The following is a 14,698-nucleotide window of genomic DNA, read 5'->3' on the forward strand; positions in this document are numbered from 1 at the left end:
CGGCCGGGATCTCCACCGCCTACAGCTTCGCCGCCTTCAGGGCCATGTGCAGCAGCAGGCGGTCCTCGCCCGCGTCCAGGTCCAGGCCGGTGAGCTGTTCGACGCGGGAGAGACGGTAGTAGAGCGTCTGGCGGTGGATGCCGAGAGCGGTGGCCGTGCGCCCCGCCTGGCCCGCGTGGTCGAGGAACACCTCGGCCGTGCGGGCCAGTTCGGCCTGGGCCGGGGCGAGCAGGGCGCGTACGGCCGGGTCCGGCTCGGCCGGGGGCAGCGCGGTGAGCATCCGGTACGGGCCGATGGCGGCCCACTCCGCGAGCGGCCCCAGATGCGGCTGCGCGGTCGCCGCGCGGGCGGCCGACGAGGCCTCGCGCCAGGACGCGTCGAGGTCCGCGAGCCCGCGGCGGGGCGCGGCGATCCCGGCGACGGCCGCGGGGCCCGCCGTGCCGCGCAGGCGGCCGGCCGCGGTGGTGGCGGGGGAGAGGTTGTCGCCCGACCGCAGCCGCACGAGCACGGCGAGCGCCCGGTGCGCGCCGCCCTCGCCGCCGGCGGGGACGGAGCCCGGGGCGTACGGGGCCGGGGCGCCCGGGACCGCGCCCGCAGCGGCCGCCGGGCCGGAGCCGGCGCCCGCAGCGGACGCCGGGGCCGGGCCCCGGCGTCGGGCCGGGCCCGCACCCCGGCCCGGGTCCTGGCCGCCCGTGACCGCGGCGCCCGGGGTGGCCTGCGGGCGCCACGGCACGGCGCACAGGGCCGCCGCGGCCGGCACCGCGCGCGGGGACGGGGCTTCCTCGCCGGGCCAGGGCGCGAGGCAGACCAGCGCGTGGAGACCGTCGGCGTCCGGGCCGAGGGCGGTGCGCAGGGCGGCGACGGCCATGTCGTACTGCCAGCCGCGTTCCGCCGTCAGGGTGGCCCGCAGCTCGCGGGAGAGGTCGGCGCCGGCGCGCTCCTCGTCGGCGAGCAGCTCGCCGATCCGCGCGGCGACGTCCATGGCGGCGCCCAGCCGTTCGTGCGAGGGCCCGGGCTCGGCGTCGAGCAGCCAGACGTACCCGAGCACGATGCCCCGATGGCGTACGGGCAGGCAGATCCGTGCCCGGAACACGCCCGCCTCCGGGGCGGCCGGGATGCGGACCGGGCCGGTCGCGCGGGTGATGCCGAAGCCCTCGAACCAGGACCGCACCGCCGGGGTCGACTTCCGGGTCAGGATCGAGCGCGTGCGCACCGGGTCCATGGCCTCGTCGTCGTCGCTGTCGTGCGCGCCGAAGGCGATCAGCCCGAAGTCGCGGTTCTCCAGGGTCGCCGGGGTGCCGAGCAGTGCCGAGATCTCGTCGACCAGCTCCTGGTAATCGCCCTTCACGGCGCCATTCTCGCACCGATCCCGCCGATCCTTCAGACAGATGTCTGAGAGCGCGGCCACGGATGCGTGACAGCTGTAGATGGCGGACGATCGGAGCGATCCTTAGGTTTCACGGTGGTTATCCGTGCTGTTCCCGGTTGGTTACGAAAATCCGGGTACGCACCTTTCGTCGCCCTGCCCTCTGGAGGTCCCCGTGCTGGGTCCCGTGATCCTCGCCGCGTCGCGCAGCGACAAGATGCGCCGTTTCGTGTCGGCCGCCCCCGGGACCAAGCAGGTCGTGGCGCGTTTCATCGCCGGCGAGACGGTGAACGACGTCGTCCCGATCGTGCAGGACCTGGCCGCCCGCGGCCTGGAGGTCACCCTCGACGTCGTCGGTGAGGACATCACCACCGTCGAGCAGTCCTACGCCGCCCGCGACGCGTACCTGGAGCTGATCGGGCGCCTCGAGGAGCTCGGGCTCGGCGAGCGCGCCGAGATGTCGGTCAAGCTGTCGATGTTCGGCCAGTCCCTGGAGAACGGCCACGAGCTGGCCCTGGCGAACGTCCGCCCGGTCGTCGCGGCCGCCGCCGGGATCGGCACCACGGTCACCCTCGACGCCGAGGACCACACCACCCTGGACTCGATGTTCGCCATCCACGAGGAGCTGCGGAAGGACTTCCCGCAGACCGGCTGCGTCATCCAGGCGTACCTCTTCCGCACCGAGGAGGACGCCCGCCGCCTCGCCGCCAACGGCTCGCGCGTGCGGATCGTGAAGGGCGCCTACAAGGAGCCCGCCTCCGTCGCCATCCAGGACAAGCCCGAGATCGACAAGGCCTACGTCCGGATCATGAAGATCCTCATGGACGGCGAGGGCTACCCGATGATCGGTTCCCACGACCCGCGTCTCATCGCCGTCGGCCAGGAGCTGGCCCGCCGCGCCGGCCGCAAGCTGGACGAGTACGAGTTCCAGATGCTCTACGGCATCCGTACCGAGGAGCAGAACCGGCTCGCGGCCGAGGGCCACCGGATGCGCGTCTACACGGCCTACGGCACCGACTGGTACGGCTACTTCATGCGCCGCCTCGCGGAGAAGCCGGCCAACCTGCTCTTCTTCGTCCGCTCGATCCTCACCAAGGGCTGAGCCCCACACCCCTCAGAAGGAGTTTTGAGAACCATGGACGCTGTGACCCAGGTCCCCACTCCCGTCAACGAGCCGGTGCACGGCTACGCCCCCGGCTCCGCCGAGCGCACCCGTCTGGAGGCCAAGCTCAAGGAGCTGGCCGACAACCCGCGCGACCTGCCGATGACCATCGGCGGTGAGAAGCGCATGGGCGGCGGCGAGGAGTTCAAGGTCGTCCAGCCGCACAACCACAAGGCCGTCATCGGCACCTTCCGCGGTGCCACCCAGGCCGACGCCCAGGACGCGATCGACGCGGCCCTGGCCGCCGCCCCGGCCTGGCGCGCGATGTCCTTCGACGACCGTGCCGCGATCATCCTGCGCGCCGCCGAGCTGCTCGCCGGCCCGTGGCGCGAGACGCTGGCCGCCTCCACCATGCTCGGCCAGTCGAAGACCGCCCAGCAGGCCGAGATCGACACCCCGTGCGAGCTCGTCGACTTCTGGCGCTTCAACGTGGCCTACGCCCGCCAGATCCTCGCCGAGCAGCCGCCGGCGAACTCCCCCGGCGTGTGGAACCGTCTGGACCACCGCCCGCTCGAGGGCTTCGTCTACGCGATCACGCCGTTCAACTTCACGGCCATCGCGGGCAACCTGCCCACCGCCCCCGCCCTCATGGGCAACGTGGTGGTCTGGAAGCCGTCCCCGACCCAGACCCACTCCGCCGTGCTCCTCATGGAGCTCCTGGAGGAGGCCGGCCTGCCGAAGGGCGTCATCAACCTGGTGACCGGCGACGGCATCGCCGTCTCCGAGGTGGCGCTGAACCACCGAGACCTGGCCGGCATCCACTTCACCGGCTCGACCAAGACCTTCCAGCACCTGTGGAAGACGGTCGGCAACAACATCGAGTCGTACCGTTCCTACCCGCGGATCGTCGGCGAGACCGGCGGCAAGGACTTCGTCGTCGCGCACCCGAGCGCCGACCGCGCCGTCCTGAAGACCGCGCTGACCCGCGGCTCCTTCGAGTTCCAGGGCCAGAAGTGCTCCGCGTCCTCGCGTGCGTACATCCCGGCCTCCATCTGGAACTCGGGCTTCAAGGAGGAGTTCGCGGCCGAGGTCGACGGCATCAAGATGGGTGACGTCACCGACCTGTCGAACTTCATCGGCGCCGTCATCGACGAGCGTGCCTTCGCCAAGAACAAGGCCGCGATCGACCGCGCCAAGGCCGACGCCAGCTGCACGATCGTCGCCGGCGGCACCTACGACGACTCCGAGGGCTGGTTCGTCCGCCCGACCGTCATCGAGTGCACCGACCCGGAGAACGAGGTCTTCACGACCGAGTACTTCGGCCCGATCCTCGCCGTGTACGTCTACGACGACGAGAAGTACGACGAGATGCTGGCCCAGATGGAGTCGGTCTCGGACTACGCGCTCACCGGCTCGGTCATCTCGAACGACCGTGCCGCCGCCGCGTACACCATGGAGAAGCTGCGCTTCGCGGCGGGCAACTTCTACATCAACGACAAGTCGACCGGCGCCGTCGTCGGCCAGCAGCCCTTCGGCGGCGGCCGCGCCTCCGGCACCAACGACAAGGCGGGCGCCCCGCAGAACCTGATGCGCTGGACGCTGACCCGCGCCATCAAGGAGACGCTGGTCCCGCCGACGGAGTACGGCTACCCGCACATGGGCTGACGCCTCCGCCCCGCCTCGCAGAGGCGGCCCTGATCACCGCCCCCCTCCTCGGTCCCCCAACTGAGGACGGGGGCGGTTCTCATGTCCGGCGGTTCGCCCCGGGGTGCTCATTCCCCCTTCACCACGCGCCGGGCGAGGAAGTCGTCGATCAGCGAGGCGATCCGCGGGGCGTGGGTCTCCAGGGCGAAGTGGCCGGTGGGCAGGAGGTGGACCTCGGCGTCCGGGAGGTCGCGGCGGAAGGCCTCGGCGCCGGCCGGGACGAAGACCTCGTCACCCTCGCCCCAGACGGCGAGGAGCGGGACCCGGGAGCTGCGGAAGTACTCCTGGAAGGCGGGGTACAGGGCGAAGTTGGAGCCGTAGTCCGCGATCAGGCGGGTCTGGATCTCGTCCTGGCCCGGACGGGCCATCAGGGCGGCGTCGTGGTGCCAGGCGTCGGGGCTGAGCAGCTCGCGGTACTCGTCGGGAACGCCCGTCTCGTACTGCCAGCGGATGCCGTCGGGGGAGCGGATGGCGCGGACGGCCTCCTCGGTCTCGGGGGTGCGCTCGGCGATCAGGGCGAGGACGGGGGCCCAGGCCTCGGCGCCGAGACCCTCCTCGTAGGCGTTGCCGTTCTGGCTGATGATCGCGGTGACCCGCTCGGGGTGGGCGAGGGCGAGGCGCAGGCCGATGGGGGCGCCGTAGTCCTGGATGTAGAGGGCGAACCGGTCGAGGCCCAGTGCGCGGGTGAACGCGTCGGTGAGCGCGGCCAGCGCGGCGAAGGTGTAGTCGAAGTCGGCGGCGTCGGGCGCGGCGCTGCGGCCGAAGCCCAGGTGGTCAGGGGCGATGAGGCGGTAGGTCCCGGAGAGCCGCGGCATCAGGTCCCGGAACATGTGCGAGCTGGTCGGGAAGCCGTGCAGCAGGAGCAGCACGGGCGCGTCGGCGGGGCCCGCCTCCCGGTAATGGATCTCGTGGCCGTGGACGGTGACGGTGCGGTGGCGGACCGGGAGCAGGGACGTCATCTCTAACCCCTTGCGTGAGGATGAGTGGTTATGGGGAGAGTCAAGCGTCCCGTGACTAACCTGTCAATAAATCATTGGGGGTTAGGTGTGAGACTGGGTGGATGAAGCTGTGGACCGTGCCCACCCATGAACTCGACGTCGACCAGCTCCGTGCCGTCCGGGACCTTCTCGACGTCGCCTTCGAGGGCGACTTCGAGGACGAGGACTGGGACCACACCCTCGGCGGCGTCCACGTCCTGATCGAGGACGACCGGGGCGGCCTCGTCGCGCACGGGGCCGTCACCCAGCGGCGCGTGCTGCACCGGGGGCACTCGTACCGCGTCGGGTACGTGGAAGGCGTCGCCGTCCGGGCCGACGTGCGGCGCCAAGGGCTCGGGGGCACGGTGATGGTGGAGCTGGAGCGGGTGATCGACGGGGCGTACGCGTTCGGGGCGCTCTCCGCCTCCGACGACGGGGCCGCGCTCTACACGGCCTGCGGCTGGCGGGCGTGGGAAGGGCGGATCGAGACGCTGAGCCCGGACGGGATCGTCCGGCTTCCCGACGAGGAGGGCTCCACCTACCTCCTTCCGGCCGCCTGGCACCCGCTTCCGGACCCCGCCGACCCGCTCGTCTTCGACTGGCGGAACGGCGACGTGCTGTGAGGCCGTGCCGGGCCGATTTCCCGGCCGATCCGGTCAGTTGAGCCGGCTGGACTGCGCGACCAGCATCTTGCCGGTGTTCTCGCCGCGCAGCATCCCCAGGAACGCCGTCACGATGTGCTCGAAGCCCTCGACGACCGTGGTGTCGAGCTCCAGCCGCCCGGAGCGGAGGTGGGGCACGGCGAAGTCGTGGAGCTCCTCCTGGGCGTCCCTGTGGTTCCGCACGAGGAAGCCCTCCAGACGGATGCTCTTCTCCACCAGCTCGAAGAGGTTGCGCGGGGCCGGCGGTGGAGTGGCCGCGGAGTGGTACTGGGCGACCGCGCCGACCCAGGCGATCCGGCCGTACTCGCGCAGGGAGGCGATCGACGCCTCCAGGTGATCGCCGCCCACCCCGTCGAGGACCGCGTCGAGACCGTCCGGCGCGGCCTTCGCCAGGAGTTCGGCGACCGGCCCGTCGTGGTAGTCGAAGGCCGCGTCGAAGCCGATCCGCTCGGTGAGGTGCGCGACCTTCCGCGCCGAGCCCGCGCTGCCGACGACCCGTCCGGCGCCGAGCAGCCGCGCGAAGCGGCCGGCCGCCGTGCCGACCCCGCCGGCCGCCGCCGACACGAACAGGTCCTCGCCGGGCTGCAGCCGGGCGATCCGGGTCAGGCCCACGTACGCGGAGAGGCCCGTGCCGCCGAGCAGGCTCAGGTGCGCGGCGAGCGGGACGCCGGGGCCGAGGTCCGGCACCGGGCGGACCTCGGTGCGCGTGACCAGCGCATGGGTCCGCCAGCCCTCGCGGTGCAGCACGAGGTCGCCGGGGCGCAGCGCAGGATCCCGGGAGTCCAGGACCCGGCCGAGGGTGCGGCCCTCCATGGGCGCGTTCAGGGTCCACAGGACGTCGCTGTCCATCGCCTCGCGGTGATACGGGTCCACGGACCAGAGCAGGTTCTCGACCAGGGCCGTGCCCGGCTCGGGCGCGGGCACCGGGGACTCGACGAATCGGAAGAGGTCGGAGGTGGGGAAGCCGTCGGGGCGGGCGGTCTGCTGGACGGTGATCATGGTCTCGTTCGTCATGCCGCAGACCGTAGGAAGGAATCCGGCGGCCGGGCAGTAGGTTGCGTCGATGGCACAGGCCGATCCATGAAACCTGCTCATACTCCGAGGTGAGAGCCGAGATGACAGACCCCTACCCGGGCCCGGGCGAACTGCGCGTCCTGCTCGCCGTCGGGCGCGAGGGCGGCTTCTCCGCCGCCGCGGCCGCGCTCGGCATGACGCAGTCCGCCGTCTCCCACTCCGTCCGCGGGAGCGAGCGCAAGCTCGGGGCCGTCCTCTTCGACCGGGGCCGCACCGGGGCGACCCCGACCATGGCCGGGGAGCGGGCGCTCGCGCACGCCCGGCGGGTGCTGCGGCTGTTGGACGTGATGGCGGCGGAGGTGCGGGGCGCCGCGGCCGGCGGCGGGAGCGGGGCCGTCGCCGGGCCGCTGCGGATCGCCGCCTTCCGCAGCGCGGCCCTGCGTCTGCTGCCGGGCGCCCTGGCGCGCCTGACGGCCCGCCACCCGGAGCTCGTGCCCGAGGTGCGGATCGTCCGGGAGGTGGGGCCCGGCACCGCCGGCGAAGTCCTCGACGGGCGGGCCGACATCGGCATCGCGACCATCGGCACCACCTCGCCCGTGCCGCCCGGACTCGTGGGGGGTGTCCTCCTGGAGGAGGGGTACGCGCTGGTCCACCCGGCCGGGCATCCGGCGCCCCGCTCGCTGCCGCTGGTCGACTGGGCGGAGAACTGCACCTCGTACACCCGGGAGTGGTGGGCCGCCCAGGAGTGGCTGCCGGCGGCGACGGTGGAGGCCGAGGACGACGGAGCGGTGCTCTCGATGGTGAGCAGTGGCTTCGGCATGGCCGTGATGCCGGAGCTGTCCCTGATCGGATCACCGCCCTCGGTGGAGATCACCGACCTCGGACCGGACCGCCCCACCCGCTCGGTCGGCTATGTCACCACCCCTGAGCTGGCGCGATCCCTCGCCGTGCGGGCACTGATCCGCGAGCTGCGCGGCCGGGCGGACTGATCGCCGTCTCAGATAGTAGGAAGTCCGAGTAATTGTGGAGACAGATGCGGGGTTCTCGCCTAGCTTTGTAGGAGCCGAACGTCCCGCTCCATCGAGCGCAGGCGGACGCGAGCGCGACGCCCCCAGGCAGGCAACCCCTGCGGCGGCGCTCCCCGCCCCTTTCCGGCGCCTTCGATCACCACGCCACTCCGTACCCGCACGTCCGGAGTACTGATCTCAAGGAGTCGACCCCTCATGGCCGCTCAGACCACCCGCCGCGTCCGTCACTCCGCCGCGAGCGACGAGGCCCGCAAGAACGCCGCCGCCGCCCTCCAGCGCTCCCTCGACCGCCGTGACAACGGCGGCTCCACCGGCCACTGATCCGCCGTACGGCTGTCCGTTCGTCCACATGGTGGACGGAGCGTGTCAGACGATGGGACGAAGAGTAGGGTGCCGACATGTCTCACAGCATCGATCTCGCAGTCATTCCCGGCGACGGCATCGGCCAGGAGGTCGTGGCCCAGGGCCTCAAGGTCCTCGCGGCCGCGCTTCCCCAGGACGTGAAGCTGGAGACGAAGGAGTACGACTTCGGCGCCAAGCGCTACCACGCCACCGGTGAGACCCTCACCGACGCCGACCTCGACGCCCTCAAGCAGCACGACGCGATCCTGCTCGGCGCGATCGGCGACCCGTCGGTCCCGTCCGGCGTCCTGGAGCGCGGCTTCCTCCTGAAGCTGCGCTTCGCGTTCGACCACCACGTCAACCTGCGTCCCTCGAAGCTGCTCCCCGGCGTCGCGACCCCGCTCGCCGGCCAGCCCGAGATCGACTTCGTCGTGGTCCGCGAGGGCACCGAGGGCCCGTACACCGGCAACGGCGGCACCATCCGCAAGGGCACCGAGCACGAGGTCGCCACCGAGGTCTCCGTCAACACGGCCTACGGTGTCGAGCGCGTGGTCCGGGACGCCTTCGCCCGCGCCCAGGCCCGCCCCCGCAAGAAGCTGACGCTGGTCCACAAGAACAACGTGCTGACCTTCGCGGGCCACCTGTGGACGAACATCTTCAACAAGGTCGCGGCCGAGTTCCCCGAGGTCACGACCGACTACCTGCACGTCGACGCCGCGACGATCTTCCTCGTCACCGACCCGGCCCGCTTCGACGTCATCGTCACCGACAACCTCTTCGGCGACATCATCACGGACCTCGCCGCGGCCGTCTCCGGCGGCATCGGCGTCGCCGCCTCGGGCAACATCAACCCGAGCGGCGAGTTCCCGTCCATGTTCGAGCCGGTCCACGGCTCCGCGCCGGACATCGCGGGCCAGGGCAAGGCGGACCCGACGGCCACGGTCCTCTCCGTCGCCCTCCTCCTGCGCCACCTCGGATACGAGTCCGAGGCCGCCAGGATCGAGGCGGCCGTCGCCGCCGACCTCACCGAGCGCGGCGACACGGTCCGCAGCACGGACGAGATCGGCGACGCGCTCGCGGTACGAGTAGCGAGCTGACCCGCCGCTGAACTTCTCACCCAGCCGCCGGGTCGCACTTCGCACCCGGCGGCTGTACCTGTGCGGTCGCGGGGTGCCACCATCGAACCCTGGACCGCGTACACACCGTTTCGTGCACCGGCCCCCACGCGCGATAATCGAACGTGGGGCCGCGGCATGCGGGAAAGCTCGGACGTCCTAGCAGTGACTTGCGTGACTGCGGAGCGGCGTGAGCGCGGTCCGACCCACACAACCGGTGAAGGACAAGCACTCATGACGACGCCCACCATCGAGCTCAAGCCCTCCTCCAGCCCGCTGTCCGACGCGGAGCGGGAGGCGATCCTGGCCAACCCGGGATTCGGCCGGCACTTCACCGACCACATGGTCACCATCCGCTGGACCGAGGGCCGCGGCTGGCACGACGGCCAGCTCGTGCCCTACGGCCCGCTCTCCCTCGACCCGGCGACCAACGTCCTGCACTACGCCCAGGAGATCTTCGAGGGCCTGAAGGCCTACCGCCGTCCCGACGGTTCCGTCGCCAGCTTCCGCCCCGACGCCAACGCCCGCCGCTTCCAGCGCTCCGCGCACCGGCTCGGCATGCCCGAGCTGCCGGTCGAGACCTTCATCGAGGCCTGTGACGCGCTGGTCCGCCAGGACGAGGCCTGGGTCCCGGAGCACGGCGGCGAGGCCTCGCTCTACCTGCGCCCGTTCATGATCGCGACGGAGGTCGGCCTGGGCGTCCGCCCGGCCAACGAGTACCTCTTCGTCGTCATCGCCTCGCCGGCCGGCCCGTACTTCCCGGGCGGCGTGAAGCCCGTCTCCATCTGGGCCTCCGAGGACCGCGTCCGCGCCGTCCCCGGCGGCATGGGCGACGCCAAGACCGGCGGCAACTACGCGGCCTCCCTGCTCGCGCAGGCCGAGGCGGCGGAGAAGGGCTGCGACCAGGTCTGCTACCTCGACGCGGTCGAGCACAAGTGGGTCGAGGAACTCGGCGGCATGAACCTGTACTTCGTGTACGGGAACAGGATCGTCACCCCGACCCTCAGCGGCTCGATCCTGGAGGGCATCACCCGCGACTCGCTGCTCCAGGTCGCCAAGGACCTCGGCTACGAGTCCGAGGAGTCGCGCGTCTCCATCGACCAGTGGCAGGCCGACACCGAGAACGGCACGCTCACCGAGGTCTTCGCCTGCGGCACCGCCGCCGTCATCACCCCGGTCGGCACGGTCAAGTCCGCCCGGGGCGAGTGGCAGCAGTCGGGCGGCGAGCCCGGTGAGGTCACGATGAAGCTGCGCGAGGCGCTGCTCGCCATCCAGACCGGGACGGCCGAGGACGTCCACGGCTGGATGCACGAGCTGGGCCGGTAGTCAGGGTTCCGGAGTCACGACTCCGAGTCCACCAGGGCGCCCGGGACGGTCACCGTCCCGGGCGCTTCCGCGTCGTGGGCGTCCTCCGCGGCCTTCGGCGCCGGCGTCAGCACCGCGTACAGCACGCCGCCGACGATCCCGGAGAGCACGAAGCTGCAGTCGATGCCGCCGGTGAGCGCGAGCAGCGGGCCCTCGTAGAGCGGGGTGGAGACGGCGGCCAGGCCGACCGCCGCGCCGATCACCCAGGAGACGGTGGCGCGCGGGTGCCAGCCGGCCGAGAACCAGTAGACGCCGCCGCGCGAGCGCCGGTTGTAGACCTGGAGCGCCTCGGCGTCGTACGTACCACGGCAACGGCGGTGCCCGATCAGCGTGATGACCGCCCACGGCGTGCCGATCGCGGTGAGCAGCAGCACGAAGGAGGTCATCGCGGTCTGCGCGTCCGAGGCGAAGTGGCCGAGGAACACGAAGGCGGTGGCGACGGCCGCGACGACCAGGGTGGCGCGGGCCCGGGTGGCCTTCGGCAGGATCGCGTCGAGGTCGAGGCCCATCGAGTAGAGCATCAGCCCGGCGTTGCCGACGGAGCCGGCGGTGGCCGCCAGCAGCAGCGGGACCAGGTACCAGACGGGCGAGGCCGCGACCAGCGGTCCGGCGTAGTCGGCGCCGGCGCCGGCCGCGAGCGCGGTGAAGGTGCCGAAGAGCTGGGGCACGAGCAGGCCGACGAGCAGGCCGAGACAGGTGGCCCGCCAGACCTTCTTCGGGCTGTGCTTCTCCGGCGAGATGTAGCGGGTGTAGTCGCCGAGCAGGGTGATGAAGGCGACCGGGCCGCTGAGCCCGGCGGCGACCGCGGAGAGCAGCCAGGTCGGCCAGAACGAGCCGAGCAGGTACGGGGTGTCCGGCACGGCCGCGGTGGTGAAGTCCCCGGCGTACGCGACGAGACCGATCGCGAGCAGCACGGTCATGCCGATCGCCAGGGCCTGGCTCAGCTTGAGCAGGAGCCGGTAGCCGTAGACGGCGCCGACCACGGTGAGCGCGGCGAGCAGCGCGTACACGGCGGCGTGCGCCGCGCCGCCCGTGGGCAGCCCGACCAGCCGCTCCAGCGTGCCGACCATCACGTCGCCGCCGATCCAGAGGGTCAGCGCGGTGTAGCCGAGGGAGAGCAGCAGGCCGACGACGGAGCCGACCAGCCGGCCGCGTACGCCGAAGAAGGCGCCGGAGGAGGTGGACAGGTTGGTGGCGGTGCGCAGCGAGATCAGCGCGAGCGGGGCGGTGACGGCGACGCCGACCAGGGTGCCGGCGACGACGGAGGTCACCGAGGCCCACAGGCCGAGACCGAAGGAGACCGGCAGCCAGCCGAAGACGATCACGCCGAGGCAGAGGTTCGAGCCGAGCAGGATCGAGACGAGGTCGCGGGGGCCGCTGGTGCGTTCCACCTCGGGGATGGTGTCGACTCCGCGCTGTTCTATCGCCATGGGGACTCCCGGGGGCTGGGGTGGGGGCGGGGCGGGGGAGTGGGGGGTTCCTGAGCGAGATCCGCCGTGTGCGTGATCCATTTAGAGTGCCGCTCAATGTCAGCCAATGTGACTCATCCCTGTCGGCCACGTCAATGCTTGGAAGATGCCGCGACAACATTTAGAGTGTCGCTCAAACAGGAGGTGTACGGAAGTGCGACTGACCCCCACGGAACGCGACCGGCTGCTGCTCTTCGGTGCCGCCGAGCTCGCCCGGGCCCGCCGGGCCCGCGGCCTTCGGCTCAACGTGCCCGAGGCGACGGCCCTCGTCGCGGACACGGTCTGCGAGGCGGCCCGCGACGGCAAGCGACTCGCCGAGGCGATCGAGGCGGCCCGCTCCGTCCTCGGACCCGAGGACGTGCTGCCCGGCGTCGCCGACGTCGTCACCGAGGTCCACGTCGAGGCGGTCTTCGACGACGGGTCCCGGCTCGCGGTGGTCTCCGACCCCATCGGCGGGGGCACCCTCGGACCGGGCGCGCCCGGCGCGCTGCTGCCCGGGCCCGCGTACGAGGAGACCGCGCCGGCGGTCACGCTGACCGTGCGCAACACCGCCGCCGTGCCGGTCAGCGTGACCTCGCACTTCCACTTCTTCGAGGCCAATCCGCGCCTGGACTTCGACCGCGCCGCCGCCTACGGCATGCGGCTCGCGATCCCGGCCGGCGCCTCGTTCCGCTTCGACCCGGGCGGCGAGGCCGAGATCGGCCTCGTGCCCATCGGCGGCGCCCGGGTCGCCATCGGCTTCGCGGGCCTCGTCGACGGCCCGCTGGACGCCCCCGGGGCGCGCGAGGAGGCCCTGCGCAGGGCCGTGGCCTGCGGATATCTCGGCGCCGACGCCCCGAAGGAGAGTGAGTGATGGACCCCTACGAGTACGCCTCCGTACACGGCCCGCGCGCCGGTGACCGGGTGGTCCTCGGAGACTCCGGCCTCGTCGTCCGCGTCGAGTCCGACTCCCAGAAGCCCGGCGACGAGTTCCTCGCCGGCTTCGGCAAGACGGCCCGCGACGGGCTCCACCTGAAGGCCGCCGCCGTCCGCGAGACTTGTGACGTCGTGATCAGCAACGTCCTCGTGATCGACGCCGTCCAGGGCATCCGCAAGACGTCGATCGGCATCCGTGAGGGCCGCATCCACGCCATCGGCAGGGCCGGCAACCCCGACACCCTCGACGGCGTCGACGTCGTCGTCGGCACCGGCACCTCGATCGTCTCCGGCGAGGGCCTGATCGCCACCGCCGGAGCCGTCGACACCCACGTGCACCTGCTGTCGCCGCGGATCATGGAGGCGTCCCTCGCCAGCGGCGTGACGACCGTCATCGGCCAGGAGTTCGGCCCCGTCTGGGGCGTCGGCGTCAACTCGCCGTGGGCCCTGCGCCACGCCTTCAACGCCTTCGACGCGTGGCCGGTCAACGTCGGTTTCCTCGGCCGCGGTTCCTCCTCCGACCCGGCGCCGCTGGTGGAGGCGCTCGCCGAGGGCGGCGCGTCCGGTTTCAAGGTCCACGAGGACATGGGCGCCCACACCCGGGCCCTGGACACCGCGCTGCGGGTCGCCGAGGAGCACGACGTGCAGGTCGCCCTGCACAGTGACGGGTTGAACGAGTGCCTGTCCGTGGAGGACACCCTCGCGGTCCTGGAGGGGCGGACGATCCACGCCTTCCACATCGAGGGCTGTGGCGGCGGACACGTGCCGAACGTGCTGAAGATGGCGGGCGTGCCGAACGTGATCGGCTCCTCCACCAACCCGACCCTGCCCTTCGGGCGGGACGCGGTCGCCGAGCACTACGGCATGATCGTGTCCGTCCACGACCTGAAGACGGACCTGCCCGGCGACGCCGCGATGGCGCGGGACCGGATCAGGGCCGGGACGATGGGGGCGGAGGACGTCCTGCACGACCTCGGCGCGATCGGCATCACGTCGTCCGACGCGCAGGGGATGGGAAGGGCCGGCGAGACCGTACGCCGGACCTTCGCCATGGCCGGGAAGATGAAGGCCGAGCTCGGGCCCATGGAGGGCGACGGCGCGCACGACGACAACGCGCGCGTCCTGCGTTACATGGCCAAGCTCACCATCAACCCGGCGATCGCCCACGGCCTCGCGCACGAGATCGGCTCGATCGAGGTCGGCAAGCTGGCCGACGTCGTGCTGTGGCGGCCGGAGTTCTTCGGCGCCAAGCCGCAGCTGGTGCTGAAGTCCGGCTTCCCCGCGTGGGGGGTCGTGGGCGATCCGAACGCGGCCACCGACACCTGCGAACCGCTCGTCCTCGGTCCGCTGTTCGGCGGGCACGGCGCGACCGCCGCCGACATCTCGGTCGCGTTCGTCGCCCAGGCCGCCGTCGACCTCGGCTCCGACCGCATGCCGACCCGGCGCCGTCGCGTCCCCGTGCGCGGCACCCGCGGCATCGGCCCCGCCGACCTGCTGCTCAACTCGCGCATCGGCGACGTCCAGGTCGACGGCCACACCGGCCTCGTCTCGCTGGACGGCTCGCCGATCCGCTCCGAGGCGGCCGATTCCGTCTCCCTCAACCGCCTCTACTTCCTCTGACCCCGCTAGGACCTGATCC

At 72.1% G+C, this 14,698-nt stretch carries 13 protein-coding genes; 9 read left to right on the forward strand and 4 right to left on the reverse strand.

The genetic code is table 11. The features are described from left to right. Positions 1–19: 19 nt before the first annotated feature. Positions 20–1,348, reverse strand: a complete 1,329-nt coding sequence (locus tag ACFY8W_RS22030; protein WP_391107703.1) for a helix-turn-helix domain-containing protein — start codon at positions 1,346–1,348, stop codon at positions 20–22. A gap of 193 nt (positions 1,349–1,541) precedes the next feature. Between ACFY8W_RS22030 and ACFY8W_RS22035 the strand changes: the two genes are divergently transcribed. Next, on the forward strand, positions 1,542–2,468 hold the full coding sequence (locus ACFY8W_RS22035; RefSeq protein WP_391107706.1) for a proline dehydrogenase family protein: 927 nt from the start codon (positions 1,542–1,544) through the stop codon (positions 2,466–2,468). A gap of 33 nt (positions 2,469–2,501) precedes the next feature. Beyond that, positions 2,502–4,133: an L-glutamate gamma-semialdehyde dehydrogenase gene (gene pruA, locus ACFY8W_RS22040; RefSeq protein ID WP_391107709.1), complete on the forward strand. Its 1,632-nt coding sequence runs from the start codon at positions 2,502–2,504 to the stop codon at positions 4,131–4,133. A gap of 107 nt (positions 4,134–4,240) precedes the next feature. Here pruA and ACFY8W_RS22045 read toward each other — a convergent pair whose 3' ends face one another. After that, on the reverse strand, positions 4,241–5,131 hold the full coding sequence (locus tag ACFY8W_RS22045) for an alpha/beta fold hydrolase (protein WP_391107712.1): 891 nt from the start codon (positions 5,129–5,131) through the stop codon (positions 4,241–4,243). Between the two features lie 101 nt (positions 5,132–5,232). On the opposite strand from ACFY8W_RS22045, the gene ACFY8W_RS22050 reads away from it, so the two are divergent. After that, a complete protein-coding gene (locus tag ACFY8W_RS22050; protein WP_391107715.1) occupies positions 5,233–5,772 on the forward strand; it encodes a GNAT family N-acetyltransferase in 540 nt (179 codons plus the stop codon). Between the two features lie 33 nt (positions 5,773–5,805). Here ACFY8W_RS22050 and ACFY8W_RS22055 read toward each other — a convergent pair whose 3' ends face one another. Continuing rightward, positions 5,806–6,825: a zinc-binding dehydrogenase gene (locus tag ACFY8W_RS22055; protein ID WP_391107718.1), complete on the reverse strand. Its 1,020-nt coding sequence runs from the start codon at positions 6,823–6,825 to the stop codon at positions 5,806–5,808. A 101-nt stretch (positions 6,826–6,926) separates the two neighbouring features. Between ACFY8W_RS22055 and ACFY8W_RS22060 the strand changes: the two genes are divergently transcribed. From ACFY8W_RS22060 to ACFY8W_RS22075, 4 genes are all read left to right on the forward strand, one after another. Continuing rightward, positions 6,927–7,814, forward strand: a complete 888-nt coding sequence (locus ACFY8W_RS22060; RefSeq protein WP_391107721.1) for a LysR substrate-binding domain-containing protein — start codon at positions 6,927–6,929, stop codon at positions 7,812–7,814. A 234-nt stretch (positions 7,815–8,048) separates the two neighbouring features. Next, positions 8,049–8,174, forward strand: a complete 126-nt coding sequence (locus ACFY8W_RS22065) for a hypothetical protein (protein ID WP_391107724.1) — start codon at positions 8,049–8,051, stop codon at positions 8,172–8,174. 77 nt (positions 8,175–8,251) lie between these two features. Next, positions 8,252–9,292 carry a 3-isopropylmalate dehydrogenase gene (locus tag ACFY8W_RS22070; protein WP_391107727.1) on the forward strand — a complete coding sequence of 347 codons (1,041 nt, stop codon included), beginning with the start codon at positions 8,252–8,254 and terminating at the stop codon, positions 9,290–9,292. A gap of 252 nt (positions 9,293–9,544) precedes the next feature. Beyond that, on the forward strand, positions 9,545–10,636 hold the full coding sequence (locus tag ACFY8W_RS22075) for a branched-chain amino acid aminotransferase (protein WP_391107730.1): 1,092 nt from the start codon (positions 9,545–9,547) through the stop codon (positions 10,634–10,636). Between the two features lie 14 nt (positions 10,637–10,650). On the opposite strand, the gene ACFY8W_RS22080 is transcribed toward ACFY8W_RS22075, so the two are convergent. Then, the gene (locus ACFY8W_RS22080) at positions 10,651–12,105 is read right to left on the reverse strand and encodes a cytosine permease (RefSeq protein WP_391107733.1); all 1,455 of its coding nucleotides are present in this window, start codon (positions 12,103–12,105) and stop codon (positions 10,651–10,653) included. Between the two features lie 193 nt (positions 12,106–12,298). Between ACFY8W_RS22080 and ureA the strand changes: the two genes are divergently transcribed. Both ureA and ACFY8W_RS22090 read left to right on the forward strand, forming a co-directional pair. After that, positions 12,299–12,997, forward strand: a complete 699-nt coding sequence (ureA, locus tag ACFY8W_RS22085; RefSeq protein ID WP_391107736.1) for an urease subunit gamma — start codon at positions 12,299–12,301, stop codon at positions 12,995–12,997. Then, complete coding sequence (locus ACFY8W_RS22090) at positions 12,997–14,679, forward strand: urease subunit alpha (RefSeq protein ID WP_391107739.1); 1,683 nt, start codon at positions 12,997–12,999, stop codon at positions 14,677–14,679. The genes ureA and ACFY8W_RS22090 overlap by 1 nt, the downstream gene beginning before the upstream one ends. Positions 14,680–14,698 lie beyond the last annotated feature (19 nt).

Source organism: Streptomyces sp. NPDC012637 (assembly GCF_042954805.1).
GTDB lineage: Bacteria > Actinomycetota > Actinomycetes > Streptomycetales > Streptomycetaceae > Streptomyces.

Bases quoted from the DNA above. Each gene is read 5' to 3' on its own strand.
- pruA (WP_391107709.1), top strand. From the start codon at position 2,502: ATGGACGCTGTGACCCAGGTCCCCACTCCCGTCAACGAGCCGGTGCAC.
- ACFY8W_RS22045 (WP_391107712.1), bottom strand. From the start codon at position 5,131: ATGACGTCCCTGCTCCCGGTCCGCCACCGCACCGTCACCGTCCACGGC.
- ACFY8W_RS22050 (WP_391107715.1), top strand. From the start codon at position 5,233: ATGAAGCTGTGGACCGTGCCCACCCATGAACTCGACGTCGACCAGCTC.
- ACFY8W_RS22055 (WP_391107718.1), bottom strand. From the start codon at position 6,825: ATGACGAACGAGACCATGATCACCGTCCAGCAGACCGCCCGCCCCGAC.
- ACFY8W_RS22060 (WP_391107721.1), top strand. From the start codon at position 6,927: ATGACAGACCCCTACCCGGGCCCGGGCGAACTGCGCGTCCTGCTCGCC.
- ACFY8W_RS22065 (WP_391107724.1), top strand. From the start codon at position 8,049: ATGGCCGCTCAGACCACCCGCCGCGTCCGTCACTCCGCCGCGAGCGAC.
- ACFY8W_RS22070 (WP_391107727.1), top strand. From the start codon at position 8,252: ATGTCTCACAGCATCGATCTCGCAGTCATTCCCGGCGACGGCATCGGC.
- ACFY8W_RS22075 (WP_391107730.1), top strand. From the start codon at position 9,545: ATGACGACGCCCACCATCGAGCTCAAGCCCTCCTCCAGCCCGCTGTCC.
- ACFY8W_RS22080 (WP_391107733.1), bottom strand. From the start codon at position 12,105: ATGGCGATAGAACAGCGCGGAGTCGACACCATCCCCGAGGTGGAACGC.
- ACFY8W_RS22090 (WP_391107739.1), top strand. From the start codon at position 12,997: ATGGACCCCTACGAGTACGCCTCCGTACACGGCCCGCGCGCCGGTGAC.